Origin of the sequence: Halobacillus litoralis (assembly GCF_009856355.1) — a bacterium.
GTDB lineage: Bacteria > Bacillota > Bacilli > Bacillales > Halobacillaceae > Halobacillus > Halobacillus litoralis_B.
On record NZ_WMEW01000018.1, the window covers coordinates 32,925 to 50,885 of the forward strand.

A 17,961-nucleotide genomic window follows, 5' to 3' on the forward strand; every position below is an offset into this window, starting at 1 on the left:
GGTTTGGATATGAACAGACAGAAAGCGGGAAGTACAAGCCGGACGATGCAGGAGTCAGCGGATGCGTATACGAGAGCGGAAAAAGTCATTCCAGGGGGCGTAACGGCCAACATTAAGTATTTCGCTCCACATCCCATCTTTATGAAAAAAGCCGGCGGGAGCACCCTGTATGATGCTGATGGGAATCGGTATGTGGATTACCTTCTTTCCTACGGGGCGCTGATTCACGGGCACGGCCATCCTTCCATCAAAGAGGCGGTCATCCGTCAGATGGAGGAGGATGGAACGACGATTTACGGGACGCCCCATGAAAGGGAAATCGAGATGGCTGAGCGGCTGTGTTCTTTATATCCGGGGATGGATCAGGTGCGGTATACCAATTCAGGGCTGGAAGCGACTCTCCTCGCTTTAAGGGTAGCCAAAGCGTATACAGGCCGGCCGAAAATTGCGAAGTTTGAAGGCCATTACCACGGAGGATATGATCAAGTGTTATGGAGCATCAATCCGGATGAACAGGAAGCAGGAGAAGCGGCAGATCCGCAGCCGGTTCCTGAATCCATCGGTCTGCCGGAATATTACCAGGACCATATCATCATTCTTCCTTTTAACGACCTTGAATCCACTGAACGGATTCTCCGACGTCATGCCGATGAAATATCCACTCTTATGATGGAGCCGGTTCAAGGAGGATATATCCCGGCCACCCAGGCATTTATGGACGGGGTCCGGCGCCTGACGAAGGAACTCGGGATTCTTCTCATTATGGATGAAGTCAAAACAGGCTTCCGCTTATCGCTTGGGGGAGCTCAACAAACGTACGGCATCACTCCTGATCTCACGGCGCTCGGGAAAGTGCTTGGTGGAGGGTTCCCTGTCGGAGCTCTCGGGGGAGCTGAGGAAATCATGGAGGTCCTTAATCCAAAACAGGGCTGGGATGTGATGGCCGGAGGTTCTTCCAATCCAACCCGTGCTCTGTTCCACAGCGGCACCTACAACGGTCATCCGACTGTTCTGGCTGCCGGAATGGCTACGATTGACCGCCTTCAGCAGGAGGCGGTCATGGAGAATATGATGAATAGAACGAAGAAGCTCCGCCGTCAGCTGGAAGATGTGTATAAAAAGATGCATATTCCTATGAAAACCGTAGGGGCAGGAAGTATATTCAACCTCATGTTTACAGACGGCGACATCCGTAATTACCGTGATCTGAAACAAGTGGATATGGATTTACGGAGACGTGTAGACGAAGAGCTGCTTCAGCTTGGTGTATATACAAAACCGATGAACCGCTATTCCATGTCGACGGTCCATAGTGAAGAAGATATACAGTTTACGGTGGATGCGCATGAACAAGCCCTGCGAAAAGTGAAGGGATGAGAGGGAAGATGCTGAAAGAATCGAATGTTTATCAAATCATCCGCCGGGGGCTTCCGAACATGAGCCGCTCCCAGAAAAAAGTGGCCGCCCTGCTTCTCGATCGACCGGATGAAGTCGTCTTCTTAAATGTCAGCCAGCTTGCTGCTATGGCGGAAGTGAGTGATGCCACCATCACGCGGTTTGCTGTTTTTCTCGGTTACCGGGGGTTCACTGAACTTCAGGAAGAGATCCAATCGTCTTTAAAGCAGCAATGGAAGACAAGCGAACGCTTAAAAAAGAGAGAAAACACCTCACATTCGTTTCGTGGTGTTCTGGAACAAGACGTAAGCGACCTGGAAGAGACGATGAGCCTTCTCGATGAAGATGAACTGATGAAAGTGGTCCGCGCCGTATGGAGGGCCGATAAGATATGGATTGCCGCAAATCGAAGTGCGGAAGCTTTAGGTGTATTCCTTCAATATTATCTGGAAAAAGTGGTGGATGATGTCCGCATGATTCACTCCGTGGAAAGGGAGGCAGACCTTCTGGCGCATCTCGGCAGACAGGATGTGGTCATCGGAATCAGTTTCCCGCGGTACAGCAAAAGTACCGTCGACATCCTTGCTTATGCTCACGAGACTGGAGTGGAAACTGCAGCACTGACCGACACGCTTTCCTCTCCTCTTGCTGCTTATGCTGATACGGTTCTTACAGCCAAAAGCCGGATGCATTCCTATATTGATACGTTCACAGCACCGCTCAGTGTCATTCAGGCACTGCTCGTACAGGTAGGGAAAGAAAAAGAAGAAGAGACAGAAAAGCGTCTCGAACATTTGGAATCCATCTGGGAGAAGTTCGATGTCTTTTATTGAAACTCCTGAAAAAACATAGAAAAAACGCCTTCCAATTTGGAAGGCGTTTTTCTGGACAAGAATGTTTCCGATGACCCGTACGGGATTCGAACCCGTGTTACCGCCGTGAAAGGGCGGTGTCTTAACCACTTGACCAACGGGCCGGTATAACGTTTTGAAAAAATAGTAGCGGCGGAGGGGATCGAACCCCCGACCTCACGGGTATGAACCGTACGCTCTAGCCAGCTGAGCTACACCGCCATGTGTTTGAAGTGATGTTGTCTCGCAACGTCACAAAAAATATAGTACACCATGATAGAAAAAGAGTCAACAACAAATAAAAATATCAGACAACTCTGTTTATTTCGCTAGGGAAATGAGGGGGTTTTTGGGAGGGGGTGGATGCGCCCGGCATACATTTTGTAGAATCCCATGCAGCTTGTGAGAAAAGCATCGAAGTTTTTGTTTCTGCTCTCCTGTTGTTTTGACAAAATGCTTCTTCTTCATGTGGTTTAATAGGTTTCACAAAGAAGGAGTGATAAACATGTTAGAAACAGTTTCCAAACGAGAAAGTCGTCAATCGGCCGTCCGAAATTCAAGAATGGCTCACGGTATCCAGAGAGCTTCCTACCGCACGGTTTCCTTTATGGCTGACAAAGGGGTCTTCCACATGGTCCTTGCCCTGCTGCTTGGACGAGCTATTATTCTATCATCCATGGCCCCGTTCGGTGTTGCTTTCCTGTCGGTGATCTGGTGGATGAAGCGTCCGCTCGTCATTCCCGTAACGATCATGATGGCAGCAGGAGCATCTACATACAGCTACGCGCATGCGGGTTTTATTGTAGGAGCGTCGACGGCTTTTTTGCTCTTAAGCCTGGGGCTGCGCAGAACAAGTCACCCCCAGAAGTGGCTCCCGGCTTTGGCATTAATGGCTAGTTTGATCCCCCGCACCGTCAGCCTCGCATTACTCGACCGCTGGCAGCTCTACGAAATTACTTTGATGGCTGCCGAAGGGATACTCAGTTTTATCCTTGTCCTTATCTTTATGCAGAGCATACCGATTTTAACACCCCAGAGATTTCAGCCCACGTTAAAAAATGAGGAGATTGTCTGCCTCATCATATTACTCGCTTCCGTTTTGACAGGATTGATCGGGTGGCAGATCCAGGGAGTAGCGGTCGTGGATGTATTTGCCCGGTACCTTGTCATTCTGCTCGCTTATATTGCCGGAGCCGCCATCGGTTCAACGGTGGGAGTCGTGACAGGACTTGTGCTCAGCTTATCGAATATGGATCATATCTATCAAATGAGTCTGCTGGCTTTCTCAGGCCTGCTGGGAGGGCTGTTGAAGGAGGGGAAAAAAGCAGGGGTCAGTGCCGGTCTGGTGGTCGGCACCCTTTTAATCGGTTTTTATATGGGCAGTGACACAGAACTGCCGGCTTCCTTATGGGCGACGGCCTGGGCCGTGGCGTTGTTTGTGCTAACGCCGAATTCCTGGGTGAAACAGTTGTCCAAGTATGTTCCGGGGACAGATGAACATTTTTCGGAACAGCAGAAATACTTACAAAAAGTTCGGGACGTCACGGCTGTACGGGTCGGGAAATTCTCGGACGTTTTTCAGGCTTTATCAAGAAGTTTCACATATTTAGAGTCTCCAAAGGAGGAAAGCGGTGAAGCGGAGGAGATCGACTACTTCTTGAGCCATGTCACAGAAAAGACCTGTCAGTCCTGTTTTATGAAGGAAAAGTGCTGGGTGCGGAACTTTGATGACACCCATAATCTGATGACGGATTTGATGCACGAACTGGATGAGAAAGGAGAGGCGGGGCGGGGCCTGAGGAAAAGTGTGGACCAGCACTGCGTGAAGCCGCAGAAGCTGATTGATACGATGAACCATGAGTTATCTTTTTATCATGCCAACCGGCAGCTGAAGCGGCAGGTGCTGGAAAGCCGGCGCTTTGTGGCGGAACAGCTGCAGGGGGTTTCGGAGGTGATGGATAATTTCGCGCAGGAAATCGTGAAGGAACGCGAGCATCATGAAAAAAAGGAGCATGTCATTTACCGTGCTCTTGAGCGAATGGGGATGAGCATTCAGAAACTTGAAATTTATTCACTGGACGAGGGGAACATGGATCTTGAATTGATAGTGGAAATTGATAATTACCGCGGGGAAGGAGCGAAAATTATTGCACCGGTATTGTCCGACATTCTTGGGGAGACGATTGTCGTGACGATGGAGGAAATCTCTCCGTATCCACAGGGCAGGTGTTACCTCTCGTTTGGCTCTGCCAAACATTACGCCATTGAATCCGGAGTGGCCCATGCCGCCAAGGGCGGCGGATTCGTATCCGGAGACAGTTTTACGATGATGGAACTGGGCAGAGGGAAATATGCCCTGGCGATCAGTGATGGAATGGGTAACGGGGAACGTGCTCATGAAGAAAGTATGGAAACGCTGCGTCTGCTCAAGCAGATTCTACAATCCGGCATCCAGGAGTCGGCAGCGATCCAGTCGATCAACTCCATCCTGTCGCTTCGTACGAATGATGAAATTTTTTCAACGTTGGATTTAGCTGTGATTGATCTGCATCAGGCGACATCCAAGTTTATTAAAGTCGGGAGCACCCCGAGTTTTATAAAAAGAGGAGATAAAATCCACACCGTCGAAGCCGGAAATCTGCCTATGGGCATCATTCCGGACGTGGATGTAGATGTAAGGAGTGAACAGTTGAAAGCCGGTGACTTTCTCATTATGATGAGCGACGGCATTCTGGAAGCGCCGCGACAGATTGAAAACGTGGAAATGTGGATCAAACGGAAGATCCGCGAAATATCGAGTCAGGACCCGCAGGTTATGGCTGACCTGCTCCTGGAAGAGGTGATCCGTACCCATTCGGGTGACATTGTCGATGATATGACGATCATCGTCGCGAGAATCGATCATTATCTGCCGGAGTGGGCGTCGATTCCTTCAGAGAAAAAAGAGGCCTGACCGAGTATAGAACCCCTCCTTTTCGGCGAAGATGGAACCAACGAAACAGGAGGGAGCATCATTATGAAAACAGGGCGGCTGAAGCAGATACTTTTGTTAACCGACGGATGTTCAAATCATGGGGAGGATCCTGCCGCAGTGGCGGCGCTGGCGAGAAATCAGGGGGTAACGGTAAACGTGATTGGTGTTCTTGACGACCGGCAGAACAGCAGGCCCAAGGGGCTTGATGAAGTAGAAGGGATCGCCGAAGCAGGCGGGGGCATCAGTCAGATCGTTTATCAAAAAAGTCTATCCCAGACTGTGCAGATGGTAACAAGACAGGCGATGACCCAGACGATACAGGGAATCGTCAACAAAGAGCTGCAGGAGATTCTAGGGAAAAATCAATCGCTCGAGGAACTTCCTCCTGAGCAGCGGGGAGAAGTTGTAGAAGTCGTTGATGAGCTTGGAGAAAGCAGTGCTCTTGAAGTACTCGTGCTTGTAGACGTGAGTGCAAGCATGCACCACAAGCTTCCTACAGTGAAGGATGCTCTTTTTGATCTGTCCTTAAGCCTGAATGCAAGATCCGGATCCAATCAGTTCAGTGTCTACTCCTTCCCGGATCCGAAACATACGATTACGCAGATGGTGGACTGGACCCCGGAGCTTGGAGCGGTCAATCGTCTGTTTTCTAAATTGAACAGCGGCGGATATACACCGACGGGACCTGCACTTCGGCAGGCTTTGTACGCATTTGCTGCCAAATCAGCCCCTTCCTGCCTGGAAGATGGAGAAGATCCTTATGAAGAAACAGGCTGGTAACTTTGCGCCGGGTCACCAGATCATAGGCAGGTGGAAGAAGCGTCCTTACATCATTTTGGGAAAGCTCGGTTCAGGAGCGTGCGGCACCGTATATAAATGCCGCTCGACACGGGGGGAGACGTATGCGCTCAAAATAGGAACCGACAGTTCCAGGCTGATGCTTGAGGTGAACATGCTAAAGAAATTCAGCAAGGTCCAAGGGGAAAAACTTGGGCCTTCTTTTGTTGATGTGGATGACTACCGGATACCTGAGGGGCCTCAGCTGCCTTTTTATGTGATGGAATACATAGAAGGAAAACCTCTGCCTCAGTTTCTGGCAGGGAAGCCGAAAGAGTGGATCGGTCTATGTGCGGCACAGCTTCTCGGGGATATTGCAAAACTTCACAAAGCCGGGTATGTGTTCGGAGATTTAAAGACGGATAACCTGCTCGTATCCGGATCGCGCGTCCGCCTTATTGACGTCGGAGGTGTGACAGCGGCAGGGAGAGCGATAAAGGAGTACACGGAATTCTATGACCGCGGGTACTGGGGGATGGGTTCCAGGAAAGCTGAGCCCTCCTATGATTTGTTCGCCATTACGATGATTATGCTGGAAACGGCCGGAGCAGGACGGTTTGAAAAGGGCGGATCCCCGAAAAAAACACTTGAACAGAAGCTGGCAGCGGTTCCTTTGCTGAAGCCGTACCGCACGGTTATACAAAAGGGCTGGAAAGGAAAGTACAGAGATGCCGGAGAGATGCAGAAGGACTTGAGTGGTGTGCTGCTCTACAAGGCGCCGGCACCGACGCGTGTCCATTTCCGCGCTGATAAGAGAAGCAGCTCGGATGCAGGGGAACGAACAGCCATTGCCTTATTTTCCGTCCTTCTGATGGGAGGGTCTCTCGTTCCTTTCTTCTTGTAACAGCTATCCTTTTGCAGATGGAGAGAAGAGTGATACGATAGGGGAAGATAGAGATAGACAGGAGGAACGTCTGATGGATCACGTTGTCCATTCGTTCATCTCAAAACATCAATTGATTCGTCCGGGGCAGACGGTTCTTGCTGCTGTATCCGGGGGGCCTGATTCCACAGCCCTGCTTCATCTGCTGACGCGGCTGAGGGAAGAGTTTCCGTTTCATCTCAAAGCCGTTTCCGTAGATCACGGACTGCGCGGGGAAGAAGCCAGGGAGGATTTGAGCTTTGTGCAGGAGCTCGCGGATCAGTGGGGTGTCGAATTTCATGGAACTTCCGTGGATACAGCCTCGTATAAGAAGGCCACGGGCAAAGGAACACAGGAAGCGGCCCGGGAACTCCGTTATCGTTTCTTTGAAGAGCAGATGCTTGCCCACGGGGCGGATGTCCTCGTCATGGGGCATCACGGAGACGATCAGGCAGAGACGGTCATGATGCAGATGGCTCGCTCTGCGAGGCCGGAAGCGGTCCAGGGGATGCCTTTGAGGAGACCGTTTGCGTGTGGGGAAATCGTACGGCCGCTGCTCTGCGTCTCCAAGGAACAAATTCTCCACTATATGAACGACCGGTCCCTCCCCAGCCGCCATGATCCATCGAATGATCGGACGGACTATACGCGCAACGCATTCCGTCACCGGGTGATGCCTTTTCTGAAAGAGAAGAACCCCCGGATCCACGAACATGTGCAGGCATTCAGCGAGAGAGCCGCGGAAGAACGTTCATACATAAACGAACAGGCGCAGAAGGTGCTGGAACATGTTCATTTTTCGGAGAATGTTGAGAAATTCGTACAATTTTCAAAACAAACTTTCAAAACATTTCCGCTTGCTTTACAAAGGACAGCCTTTCATCTAATATTGAACTATCTGTATGTGAAGCAAAACGAAGACATTTCCTATCTTCATGAAGAAATGTTCATGAACCTGTTAAGGGACGAAAAACCGAACCGTTCCCTTGATTTTCCCGGGGGGTTGAAAGTGATCCGCGCTTATGATGAGATCACCTTCACATTTGCGGATAAAAAGCAGGAGCAGTCCTATCATTTTATTCTGCAGCCCGGGGCTTCTGTCACTCTTCCGGATGGTTCATCCATGGAAGCGGAATGGAGCTGGTCGCCGGAAGAGCCTGACGCCTTCACCTATATATGTGAGGACTATCACGTAAATCTTCCACTCATCGTCCGCTCCAGAAAGCCTGGAGACCGTATGGAAGTAAGAGGGATGAATGGGTCAAAAAAAGTAAAAGATATTTTTATTGATCAGAAAATCCCCGCCCGCATCCGCGGGACGCTGCCGGTCGTAACAGATCAGACAGGAGAAATCCTCTGGCTGGGCGGCCTGAAAAAAGGCGGCAGCCGGGACGGCAGGTCCTCAACAGGTCCATGGCTTCGGTTACATTATAAAAACAAAGCAGACGCGTAGGAGGAGCAATCATGCACAACGAAATTGAAAAGGTCTTGATTTCCGAAGAGGAGATCCAGCAGAAATGCAAGGACATGGGAGCCCGTTTATCCGAGGAGTATAAGGATCGCTTTCCTTTGGCTATCGGAGTACTGAAAGGGGCCACTCCATTTATGACAGACCTTTTGAAACGTATGGAGACGCATTTGGAAATGGACTTCATGGATGTGTCCAGTTACCACGGGGGTATGGAATCCTCCGGAGAGGTCAAGATTGTCAAGGACCTTGATACAAAAGTAGAGGGCCGGGATATCCTGATCATCGAAGACATTATCGACAGCGGCCGCACACTTGCCTATCTTGTCGACTTGTTTAAATATAGAAAAGCGAATTCGATTAAAATCGTTACGCTTCTTGATAAACCGACAGGGCGCAACGCCGATGTGAAAGCAGATGTTGTCGGCTTTGAAGTACCTGATGAATTCGTTGTAGGGTACGGTCTGGATTATCAGGAGAAATATCGGAATCTTCCTTATGTAGGGGTGTTGAAACCTGAAGTTTATGGTGGATAGTCCCAGATACTCCGTAAGTGGTTTCAAGCGGTTCGTTTCAAGGGTAATTAGTTGTGTCGTCCGTTTTTGTTATGGTAGTATTTACTATAGTTTTTCTCGTTTGGGAGGAGGTAGGCAATGAACCGGATCTTTCGTAATACCATATTTTACTTACTTATCTTCCTCGTTGTTATCGGCGTGGTCGGTTTATTCCGAGGTCAAGGTGATCCGCAGCAAGAGTTAAATGTAAATCAGTTTTACGATAAATTGAACAGCGGTGCCATCGAAGAGATGACAATTCAGCCTGTTAATGGAGTGATTCGAATCACTGGTCAGCTGGAGGGTGCTGAAGAAGGGGAGGAAACCTTCACCGCACAGATTACAGCTAACGACCAGACACTTTCCAACATTACCGAGACGGCTCAGGAGCAGTCGATCTTAAATGTGGAACAGGAAGAGCAGCCGAGCGCATGGGTGACATTCCTGACATCGATTATTCCGTTTGTCATTATCTTCATTCTCTTCTTCTTCCTGCTTAACCAGGCTCAGGGCGGCGGAAGCCGTGTCATGAACTTCGGTAAGAGCAAGGCGAAGATGTACACCGAAGAGAAGAAGAAAGTACGCTTTAAAGACGTTGCTGGTGCAGATGAAGAGAAGCAGGAGCTTGTGGAAGTGGTTGACTTCCTTAAGGACCCGCGCAAATTCTCTGCCGTTGGCGCACGTATTCCAAAAGGTGTCCTGTTAGTAGGACCACCGGGTACAGGTAAAACATTGCTGGCCCGTGCTGTTGCCGGAGAAGCAGGCGTTCCATTCTTCTCCATCAGTGGTTCGGACTTTGTTGAAATGTTTGTCGGTGTCGGAGCTTCCCGTGTCCGTGACCTGTTTGAAAATGCGAAAAAGAATGCCCCTGGTATCATCTTTATTGATGAGATCGATGCTGTCGGACGTCAGCGTGGCGCAGGCCTCGGCGGCGGTCACGACGAACGTGAGCAGACATTGAACCAGCTCCTTGTTGAGATGGACGGTTTCGGAGTCAATGAAGGAATCATCATCATTGCTGCAACCAACAGACCGGACATTCTTGACCCGGCCCTTCTTCGTCCCGGCCGTTTTGACAGACAGATTACTGTCGATCGTCCAGACGTCAAAGGTCGTGAAGCTGTTCTCGCCGTTCATGCGAAGAACAAGCCATTGTCTGAAAATGTCGATCTTAAGACCATTGCTCTCCGTACACCAGGATTCTCAGGTGCAGACCTCGAGAACCTGCTGAACGAAGCAGCTCTTGTAGCTGCCCGTGGGGACAAGAAAAATGTCGACATGGATGATGTCGATGAAGCTATTGACCGTGTTATTGCAGGACCGGCTAAGAAGAGCCGCGTCATTTCTACAAAAGAGCGCGACATCGTTGCCAACCACGAAAGTGGACATACGGTTATCGGTATGGTGCTTGATGATGCCGACATGGTTCATAAAGTAACGATTGTTCCACGAGGTCAGGCCGGCGGTTATGCGGTCATGCTTCCGAAAGAAGACCGTTACTTTATGACAAAACCTGAACTCTTCGACAAGATTACAGGTCTTCTGGGTGGCCGTGTAGCCGAGGAAATCATCTTTGGTGAAGTAAGTACAGGTGCCCACAACGACTTCCAGCGTGCGACAAGCATTGCACGTAAGATGGTTACAGAATACGGAATGAGTGAAAAACTCGGACCGCTTCAGTTCGGTTCAAACTCCGGAGGTCAGGTCTTCCTTGGCCGTGATATCCAGAACGAACAGAACTACAGTGACCAGATCGCATACGAAATCGATCAGGAAGTGAAGAACTTTATCCAGTACTGTTATGATCGTGCGAAGACGATTCTGACAGAGAACAGAGATAAATTAGAGCTGATTGCTAAAACATTGTTGGAAGTAGAAACCCTTGATGCAACTCAAATTCGTTCCCTGTTTGATAAAGGGCGTCTTCCGACAGATGAAGAGCTTGAAGCACTCGCAAGAGAACACAATGCTAAAATCAAGAACAACACTTCTTCTGGCAGCGATGAAGATGTACGCGTCAACATCCAGTCCAAAGATGAAGAAGCTGCTGAAGAGGAACAGGATACAGAAGCTTCCTCCACAAATAACGAAGAAGAGAACGAAACAGATTCCGACGATCGCCGTTCTTAATTCGATGAAAAAACCACACCAGCTCCGGCGGTGTGGTTTTTCGTGTCTCATTACAGCAGACGGTTCGGCTCTTGTGGTATGATGGTAGCCGAAGGAAATGACACAGGAGGCTTTTTGTATGAATTTTGTCCTTGATGTGGGAAATACCAATACTGTCTTAGGTGTGTTTGAAAATGGCGCGTTAAAGTATCAATGGCGTATTAAGACAGATCGACATAAAACAGAAGATGAATTCGGGATGTTAATCAAATCCCTGTTTGATCATGAAGGTTTGACCTTTGAGGATATGGACGGTGTCATCATCTCTTCCGTTGTCCCGCCCATAATGTTTGCACTTGACCGTATGTCTCGTTATTATTTTAAAAAGCAGCCCATGATTATCGGAGAGAACAATGTCGACCATGGTCTGCCGATGAAGTATCCGAACCCGGCTGAGATTGGGGCGGACCGGGTAGTGAATGCTGTCGGGGCAATTGGTGAGTACCCGCTTCCTTTAGTCATTATAGATTTTGGGACAGCGACCACCTACTGCTACATTAATGCAGAAGGGGAGTATCTGGGGGGCGCTATTGCACCTGGAATCAACATTTCCATGGAAGCTCTCTATGCCAAAGCAGCTAAACTTCCGAAGATTGAAATTAAAAGTCCGGAGCATGTCATCGGACAGAGCACTGTAGAAGCTATGCAGTCCGGAGCGTTTTATGGATATGTCGGACAAGTGGATGAGGTTGTCCGAAGAATGAAGGAAACATCCGACCATACCCCGACTGTTATCGCTACCGGCGGCCTCGCGAATTTAATTGCCGGCCAGTCCAGGACCATTGACCATGTGGACCCCTATCTAACATTGAAGGGGCTGCATAAGATATATCAGCGCAACAAAGAGAAAAAAGTATTTAAAGGAGAATGATGATTCATGTCAGATTATTTAGTGCGGGCGATGGCATTTGATGGACAAGTGAGAGCATACGCTGTTCAGTCCACTAATACCGTCGAAGAAGCCAGACGCAGACAGGATACGTGGGCGACAACATCAGCCGCTCTGGGTAGAACCTTGACGATCAGCTCTATGATGGGAGCTATGCTTAAAGGAGATAACAAAATTACAGTGAAGGTCGAAGGCGGCGGTCCAATCGGGGCCATTGTGGTCGATGCCAACGCTGACGGGGAAGTACGCGGCTATGCGAAGAATCCCCATGTCGACTTCGAGTCCAATGCGCAGGGGAAACTGGATGTATCCCGTGCGGTCGGTACATCCGGGACATTAAGTATTGTGAAAGACCTCGGAATGAGAGACCATTTCACCGGGCAGGTTCCAATCGTATCCGGTGAAATCAGTGAAGACTTCACGTATTACTTCGCAAATTCCGAGCAGGTGCCTTCAGCTGTTGGTGCCGGCGTTCTGGTGGACACAGATCACAGTATCCTTGCTTCCGGCGGATTCATTATTCAAATGATGCCGGGTGCCGATGATAAGACGACAACGGAAATTGAGAAACGCCTCTCTGACATGCGTCCGATTTCCACGCTTGTACAGGAAGGGAAGACACCAGAGCAGATTCTTCATACCGTTCTTGGTGAAGAAAATGTCCAGCTGCTGGATACCAAGCCTGTGAAATTTCAGTGCCACTGTTCGCGTGAACGGGTGGAGATGGCTATTTCCAGCCTGGGTGATGAGGAGATTCAGCGTATGATCGAAGAGGATAATGGAGCGGAAGCGAAATGCCACTTCTGTAACGAAGATTATCAATTCTCTGCTGATGATCTGGAAGAACTGAAATCTCAGAGCACCAGCTGATTTTTTTCATCATATGACAGCTGGAGGGATATAAATAAAAGACGGGACTTTCGTTCCGTCTTTTTCTATTTTTCCGGCATGAATTGTTTGACAATTGTAGTGGAGTTCAGTAAGTTAAACTTAAATCCTATTTAAATACTTGGTTTTAGGAGTGATGGTGTTGAGAATCGTAAATAACGTAAGTGAACTTGTAGGACAGACTCCGCTGGTTAAACTGAATGGCAGTGCTGAGGAAGACAGTGCGGACATTTATCTTAAACTGGAGTATATGAACCCGGGGAGTTCTGTAAAAGATCGTATCGCTTTATCCATGGTGGAAGAGGCGGAAAAAGATGGACGTTTGAACGAGGGTGACACGATTGTAGAACCAACCAGTGGAAATACAGGGATTGGTCTGGCTATGATTGCTGCGGCCAAAGGGTACAAAGCGATTCTCGTTATGCCGGATACGATGAGTCAGGAACGTCGAAACCTGCTCCGGGCCTATGGGGCGGAACTGGTCCTTACACCAGGGAGCGACGGCATGAAGGGAGCAATTAAGAAAGCTGCTGAACTTCATGAAAAGCATGGATACTTCATGCCGCAGCAGTTTAACAATGAAGCAAACCCTCTCATCCATGAAAAGACAACAGGACCTGAGATCATCGAGCAGATGGGTGATCAGCTGGATGCTTTTGTTGCTGGTATCGGTACAGGTGGAACGATTACCGGAGCCGGGAAAGTGCTGAAAGAAAAGTATCCCGATATGAAGATCTACGCGATCGAGCCTGAAGAATCTCCGGTGTTATCCGGTGGGAATCCAGGGCCTCACAAAATCCAGGGAATCGGCGCCGGGTTTGTTCCGGGAATCCTGAACACGGAAATTTACGATGAAGTCGTGACGGTTTCCAAGGAAGACTCCTTTAAAGCCGCCCGCGAAGCCGCGAGGAAAGATGGAATCCTTGGAGGAATCTCTTCCGGTTCAGCGATCCACGTAGCAAAACAAGTGGCTAAGCAGCTTGGAAAAGGGAAGAAAGTGGTCGCTGTCATTCCAAGTAACGGAGAAAGGTACTTGTCTACTCCTCTTTACCAGTTTGATGAAGAATAAAAAAGAGCGCACTCCTTGGAGAAAGGAGTGCGTTTTTTTATTAAAGGGGTTCGTGCCATGATAGAACTCATGAAATGATGTAAGATAGGGAAAGAGTCATAAAGAAACGAGGGAAGCACATGTCCTTATACTTACACACACGCACGAAAACATATAATTTAGCCGAGGAAACGCTTGTGATGGGCATTTTGAACGTCACACCCGACTCTTTTTCAGATGGTGGTCTGTACACAGATGTGGACCGTGCTGTCCACCAGGCAGAAAGAATGGTGGAAGAAGGGGCCCGGATTATCGATATTGGTGGTGAGTCCACACGGCCGGGACATGAACCGGTGACAGAAAGGGAAGAGTTACAAAGGGTTATCCCTGTGATCGAAGCGGTAAGCCGTACCGTGGATGTGCCGATCTCCATTGACACGTATAAGTCGGAAGTAGCGAAACAGGCGGTGGAGCATGGAGCTTCCATCATTAATGATGTGTGGGGAGCCTTAAAAGACCCCGCCATAGCCGATGTTGCTGCCCGGTATGATGTGCCGATTATATTGACGCATAATCGCGAGGATCGGAACTATACCCATTTAATAACTGATATGAAACAGGATCTAAGGAATATGGTAGACAGCGTGAAAGCGCGTGGAGTAAAGGATGCGCAGATTATCCTGGATCCGGGGATTGGTTTTGCCAAGAGCCAGCAGCAGAATCTTGTTGTCATGCGTCACTTGAAAGACCTTCGGGACCTTGGGTATCCACTGCTGCTCGGTACTTCAAGGAAATCGTTTATTGGTACGGTTCTGGATCTTCCTAAAGAGGAACGAATGGAAGGGACGGGCGCAACGGTCTGCTATGGAATCTCCCAGGGAGTGGAGATCGTAAGAGTCCATGATGTCCAGCCTGTGTCCCGTATGGTGAAGATGATGGATGCTATGATTGGAAAGGGTGGAGGAATTGGATAAAATCTATGTTAATCAAATGGAATTCTGGGGCTATCACGGCCTTTTTCCGGAAGAAAATAAACTGGGGCAGCGTTTTTACGTTGACCTTGAACTGGAGCTGGATTTAAAACCGGCCTCCCAATCTGACGATATGACAAAGTCCATTGATTATGGGGCCATTTATGAATCAACAAAAAAAATTGTAGAGGGGAAAGCCTGTTATCTTGTAGAGTCTGTAGCTGAACAGATCTCACGGGAGTTATTCTCGTCTTTTCCGCTGTTGGAAGGATGCCTCGTAAAAGTGATCAAGCCCGACCCGCCCATCCCCGGCCATTATCAATCGGTAGCTATTGAGATATACCGGAGCCGGTCTGATGAATAAAGCATATATTGCCCTCGGTTCCAACCTTGCTGAACGGGAGCAGTATCTTCGTGACGCTGTATCATTATTGGATGAAAACGGAGCGGTCCAGGTAGAAGAGAAATCCGGGGTATATGAAACGGTTCCGGTAGGCTACACAGACCAGGGAGACTTTTTAAATATGGTGATTGTCGTGAAAACGTCCCTCCCTCCGGAAGAGCTTCTGAAGGTCTGCCAGTCCATAGAAGACGGTCTCGGGCGAAAAAGATTGGTGAAATGGGGGCCGCGGACCATTGATCTTGATATTCTTTTGTATAACGAAGAAAACAGGAAGGCCGCCGACTTGACGATCCCTCATCCCCACATGCATGAGCGGGCCTTTGTTATCGTGCCTCTGGCAGATGTGGATCCCCGTGCATATCTTCCCCACCTGCAGAAGCAGGCGGTGGAACTGCTGCATGAACTGCCGGATGCCGAAAGAGATAGTGTTGTGTTATGGGGATACCTCTGACTAAAAAGGGTGGGGGGATAAGGGGAGAGGCACCTCAGCAGGTAACAAGGGCTGAGCTCCGCATGAGCGTTGACACACCCATAAGACTTTTTTATACTAAACCATAGTTAGATGCTGCCAGTCCTTTGCTGGCAGTTTTTGTTATTGTGGCGGCACAGTACAAGGAAAAGATGAGGAATGGAGTGATAGCAGTGTCAGAAGAACTGAATGAATATATGCAGGTGCGCAGAGACAAGATGAACGCTCACCGTGAACAGGGCCTGGATCCGTTCGGCGACCGTTTTGACCGTACGCATTATGCGGACCAGTTGAAAGAACAATATGATGCCTATACAAAAGAAGAACTGGAAGAGAAACAGTTCCCGGCTACCGTAGCAGGACGAATCATGACCAAGCGCGGAAAAGGGAAAGCTGGTTTCACACATATCCAGGATGTCACAGGGCAGATCCAGCTGTACGTCCGTAAAGATGAAATCGGAGAAGAGGCTTATGACAACCTCTTTAAAACAGCAGACTTGGGCGATATCGTCGGAGTGACCGGAGTGATGTTTAAAACAAACGTCGGTGAACTTTCTGTAAAAGCGGGGGAATTCCATCTGCTTACGAAATCCCTGCGCCCGTTACCTGAAAAGTTCCACGGACTTCAAGATGTAGAACAGCGCTATCGTCAGCGATATCTTGACTTGATTACGAACCCTGACAGCAGAGACACATTTGTTCTGCGCAGTAAAATCATTCAATCCATGCGCCGCTACCTGGACGGTCTAGGTTTCCTTGAAGTGGAGACACCATTAATGCACGGTATTCCGGGAGGAGCTTCCGCCCGTCCGTTCATTACCCATCACAACGCGCTTGATATGCAGTTGTACATGCGTATAGCCATCGAGCTACACTTGAAGCGTCTGATCGTCGGCGGAATGGAAAAGGTGTATGAAATCGGACGCGTCTTCCGTAACGAAGGGGTATCCACGCGTCATAACCCTGAATTTACAATGATTGAGTTGTATGAAGCTTACGCAGATTATAAAGACATTATGGCATTAACAGAAAATATGGTTGCTCATATTGCTAAAGAAGTACTCGGTACGACAACCGTGATGTATGACGATCAGGAAATTAACCTGGAGCCGGAATGGGCCCGCCTGCACATGGTGGATGCCATTAAAGAATATACAGGCGTTGATTTCTGGCAGCCTATGAGTAACGATGAAGCAAAAGCACTTGCACATGAACATGGTATTGAAATTAAAGATACGATGACATTCGGTCATATCGTCAATGAATTCTTCGAGCAGCGCGTGGAAGAAAAGCTTGTCCAGCCTACCTTTATTTATGGACATCCAATAGAGATCTCTCCACTCGCCAAAAAGAATCCTGAAGATGAACGCTTTACGGACCGCTTTGAATTATTCATCGTTGGACGCGAGCATGCCAATGCGTTTTCTGAGTTGAATGATCCGATCGATCAGCGCGAACGATTCGAAGCTCAGCTTAAAGAGCGTGAAGAAGGAAATGATGAAGCGCATATGATGGATGAAGACTTCCTGGAAGCTCTTGAGTATGGTATGCCGCCGACTGGTGGATTGGGAATCGGCGTTGATCGTCTTGTTATGCTTTTAACCAATTCTGCTTCCATTCGTGACGTATTATTGTTCCCTCAAATGAGACATCGCGACTCTTGATTTAGTCAGCCTCCGCCTTTATAAAGGCGGAGGCTTTCTTTTTACAAGAAAATAATAAGTTATTGAAAAAAACTATTGCGCAATCGGTATATCCGTGATAAATTATTACTTGTCGCTTTAAGAGAGCGATGCGGTGTTGAAAGACGCCGAAACAAATCACAAAAAAGTTGTTGACATTAACAACCCAGCGTGATAAATTAGTATTTGTCGCCAAAAACGACAGCAACAACGCTTTCTCAACTTCATCAAAAAAGTTGTTGACATAAAAATCAACACATGATAAGATGATTAAGTCGCTGTTTTCAAACGGCAGACAACATTTGATCTTTGAAAACTGAACGAACCAACCAGTACGTCAAAACATTTCTTCTTTAATGAAGGAATTTGAAACAAAGCACATTCGGTGTGCAGATGAGCAAGTCAAACTACTTTTATGGAGAGTTTGATCCTGGCTCAGGACGAACGCTGGCGGCGTGCCTAATACATGCAAGTCGAGCGCGGGAAGCGAGCGGATCCCTT

General features: G+C 48.6%; 15 protein-coding genes, 2 tRNA genes and 1 rRNA gene. 16 read left to right on the forward strand and 2 right to left on the reverse strand.

The features are described from left to right. Positions 1-9: 9 nt before the first annotated feature. Together GLV97_RS18445 and GLV97_RS18450 are read left to right on the forward strand one after the other, a co-directional pair. Positions 10-1,377, forward strand: coding sequence for an aspartate aminotransferase family protein (locus GLV97_RS18445; protein WP_160842438.1), 1,368 nt, complete (start codon positions 10-12; stop codon positions 1,375-1,377). Positions 1,378-1,385: 8 nt separating this feature from the next. Continuing rightward, positions 1,386-2,228 (forward strand): MurR/RpiR family transcriptional regulator, encoded by an 843-nt coding sequence (locus GLV97_RS18450; RefSeq protein ID WP_160890280.1) that lies wholly within the window; start codon positions 1,386-1,388, stop codon positions 2,226-2,228. 71 nt (positions 2,229-2,299) lie between these two features. Here the strand turns inward: GLV97_RS18450 and GLV97_RS18455 are convergent. Together GLV97_RS18455 and GLV97_RS18460 are read right to left on the reverse strand one after the other, a co-directional pair. Further along, positions 2,300-2,371, reverse strand: a tRNA-Glu gene (locus GLV97_RS18455). Positions 2,372-2,394: 23 nt separating this feature from the next. Continuing rightward, positions 2,395-2,468 (reverse strand) — tRNA-Met (locus tag GLV97_RS18460). A 283-nt stretch (positions 2,469-2,751) separates the two neighbouring features. Between GLV97_RS18460 and spoIIE the strand changes: the two genes are divergently transcribed. The 14 genes from spoIIE to GLV97_RS18530 all read left to right on the forward strand — a co-directional run. Next, positions 2,752-5,199, forward strand: a complete 2,448-nt coding sequence (gene spoIIE / locus GLV97_RS18465) for a stage II sporulation protein E (RefSeq protein ID WP_160839898.1) — start codon at positions 2,752-2,754, stop codon at positions 5,197-5,199. Positions 5,200-5,262: 63 nt separating this feature from the next. Next, entirely contained in the window at positions 5,263-6,000 is a 738-nt protein-coding gene (locus GLV97_RS18470; protein ID WP_160890281.1) for a VWA domain-containing protein, read from the forward strand. Next, complete coding sequence (locus tag GLV97_RS18475; RefSeq protein WP_160890282.1) at positions 5,981-6,901, forward strand: serine/threonine protein kinase; 921 nt, start codon at positions 5,981-5,983, stop codon at positions 6,899-6,901. Before GLV97_RS18470 ends, GLV97_RS18475 begins: the two co-directional genes overlap by 20 nt. A gap of 73 nt (positions 6,902-6,974) precedes the next feature. Beyond that, on the forward strand, positions 6,975-8,372 hold the full coding sequence (gene tilS, locus GLV97_RS18480) for a tRNA lysidine(34) synthetase TilS (protein ID WP_160890283.1): 1,398 nt from the start codon (positions 6,975-6,977) through the stop codon (positions 8,370-8,372). An 11-nt stretch (positions 8,373-8,383) separates the two neighbouring features. Beyond that, the gene (gene hpt, locus GLV97_RS18485) at positions 8,384-8,923 is read left to right on the forward strand and encodes a hypoxanthine phosphoribosyltransferase (RefSeq protein WP_160839902.1); all 540 of its coding nucleotides are present in this window, start codon (positions 8,384-8,386) and stop codon (positions 8,921-8,923) included. Positions 8,924-9,040: 117 nt separating this feature from the next. Continuing rightward, the gene (gene ftsH, locus GLV97_RS18490; protein ID WP_160890284.1) at positions 9,041-11,071 is read left to right on the forward strand and encodes an ATP-dependent zinc metalloprotease FtsH; all 2,031 of its coding nucleotides are present in this window, start codon (positions 9,041-9,043) and stop codon (positions 11,069-11,071) included. 118 nt (positions 11,072-11,189) lie between these two features. Then, positions 11,190-11,981, forward strand: a complete 792-nt coding sequence (locus tag GLV97_RS18495; protein WP_160890285.1) for a type III pantothenate kinase — start codon at positions 11,190-11,192, stop codon at positions 11,979-11,981. Between the two features lie 6 nt (positions 11,982-11,987). Further along, positions 11,988-12,869 (forward strand): Hsp33 family molecular chaperone HslO, encoded by an 882-nt coding sequence (hslO, locus tag GLV97_RS18500; RefSeq protein ID WP_160839905.1) that lies wholly within the window; start codon positions 11,988-11,990, stop codon positions 12,867-12,869. 154 nt (positions 12,870-13,023) lie between these two features. Next, the gene (gene cysK, locus GLV97_RS18505) at positions 13,024-13,956 is read left to right on the forward strand and encodes a cysteine synthase A (protein WP_272917358.1); all 933 of its coding nucleotides are present in this window, start codon (positions 13,024-13,026) and stop codon (positions 13,954-13,956) included. 119 nt (positions 13,957-14,075) lie between these two features. Next, on the forward strand, positions 14,076-14,909 hold the full coding sequence (gene folP / locus GLV97_RS18510) for a dihydropteroate synthase (protein WP_160842445.1): 834 nt from the start codon (positions 14,076-14,078) through the stop codon (positions 14,907-14,909). Next, a complete protein-coding gene (folB, locus tag GLV97_RS18515; RefSeq protein ID WP_160839908.1) occupies positions 14,902-15,270 on the forward strand; it encodes a dihydroneopterin aldolase in 369 nt (122 codons plus the stop codon). Before folP ends, folB begins: the two co-directional genes overlap by 8 nt. Beyond that, entirely contained in the window at positions 15,263-15,760 is a 498-nt protein-coding gene (gene folK / locus GLV97_RS18520) for a 2-amino-4-hydroxy-6-hydroxymethyldihydropteridine diphosphokinase (RefSeq protein WP_160839909.1), read from the forward strand. The genes folB and folK overlap by 8 nt, the downstream gene beginning before the upstream one ends. A 191-nt stretch (positions 15,761-15,951) precedes the next feature. Then, complete coding sequence (gene lysS / locus GLV97_RS18525; RefSeq protein ID WP_160839912.1) at positions 15,952-17,442, forward strand: lysine--tRNA ligase; 1,491 nt, start codon at positions 15,952-15,954, stop codon at positions 17,440-17,442. 430 nt (positions 17,443-17,872) lie between these two features. After that, positions 17,873-17,961, forward strand: a 16S ribosomal RNA gene (locus GLV97_RS18530); the annotation flags it as partial.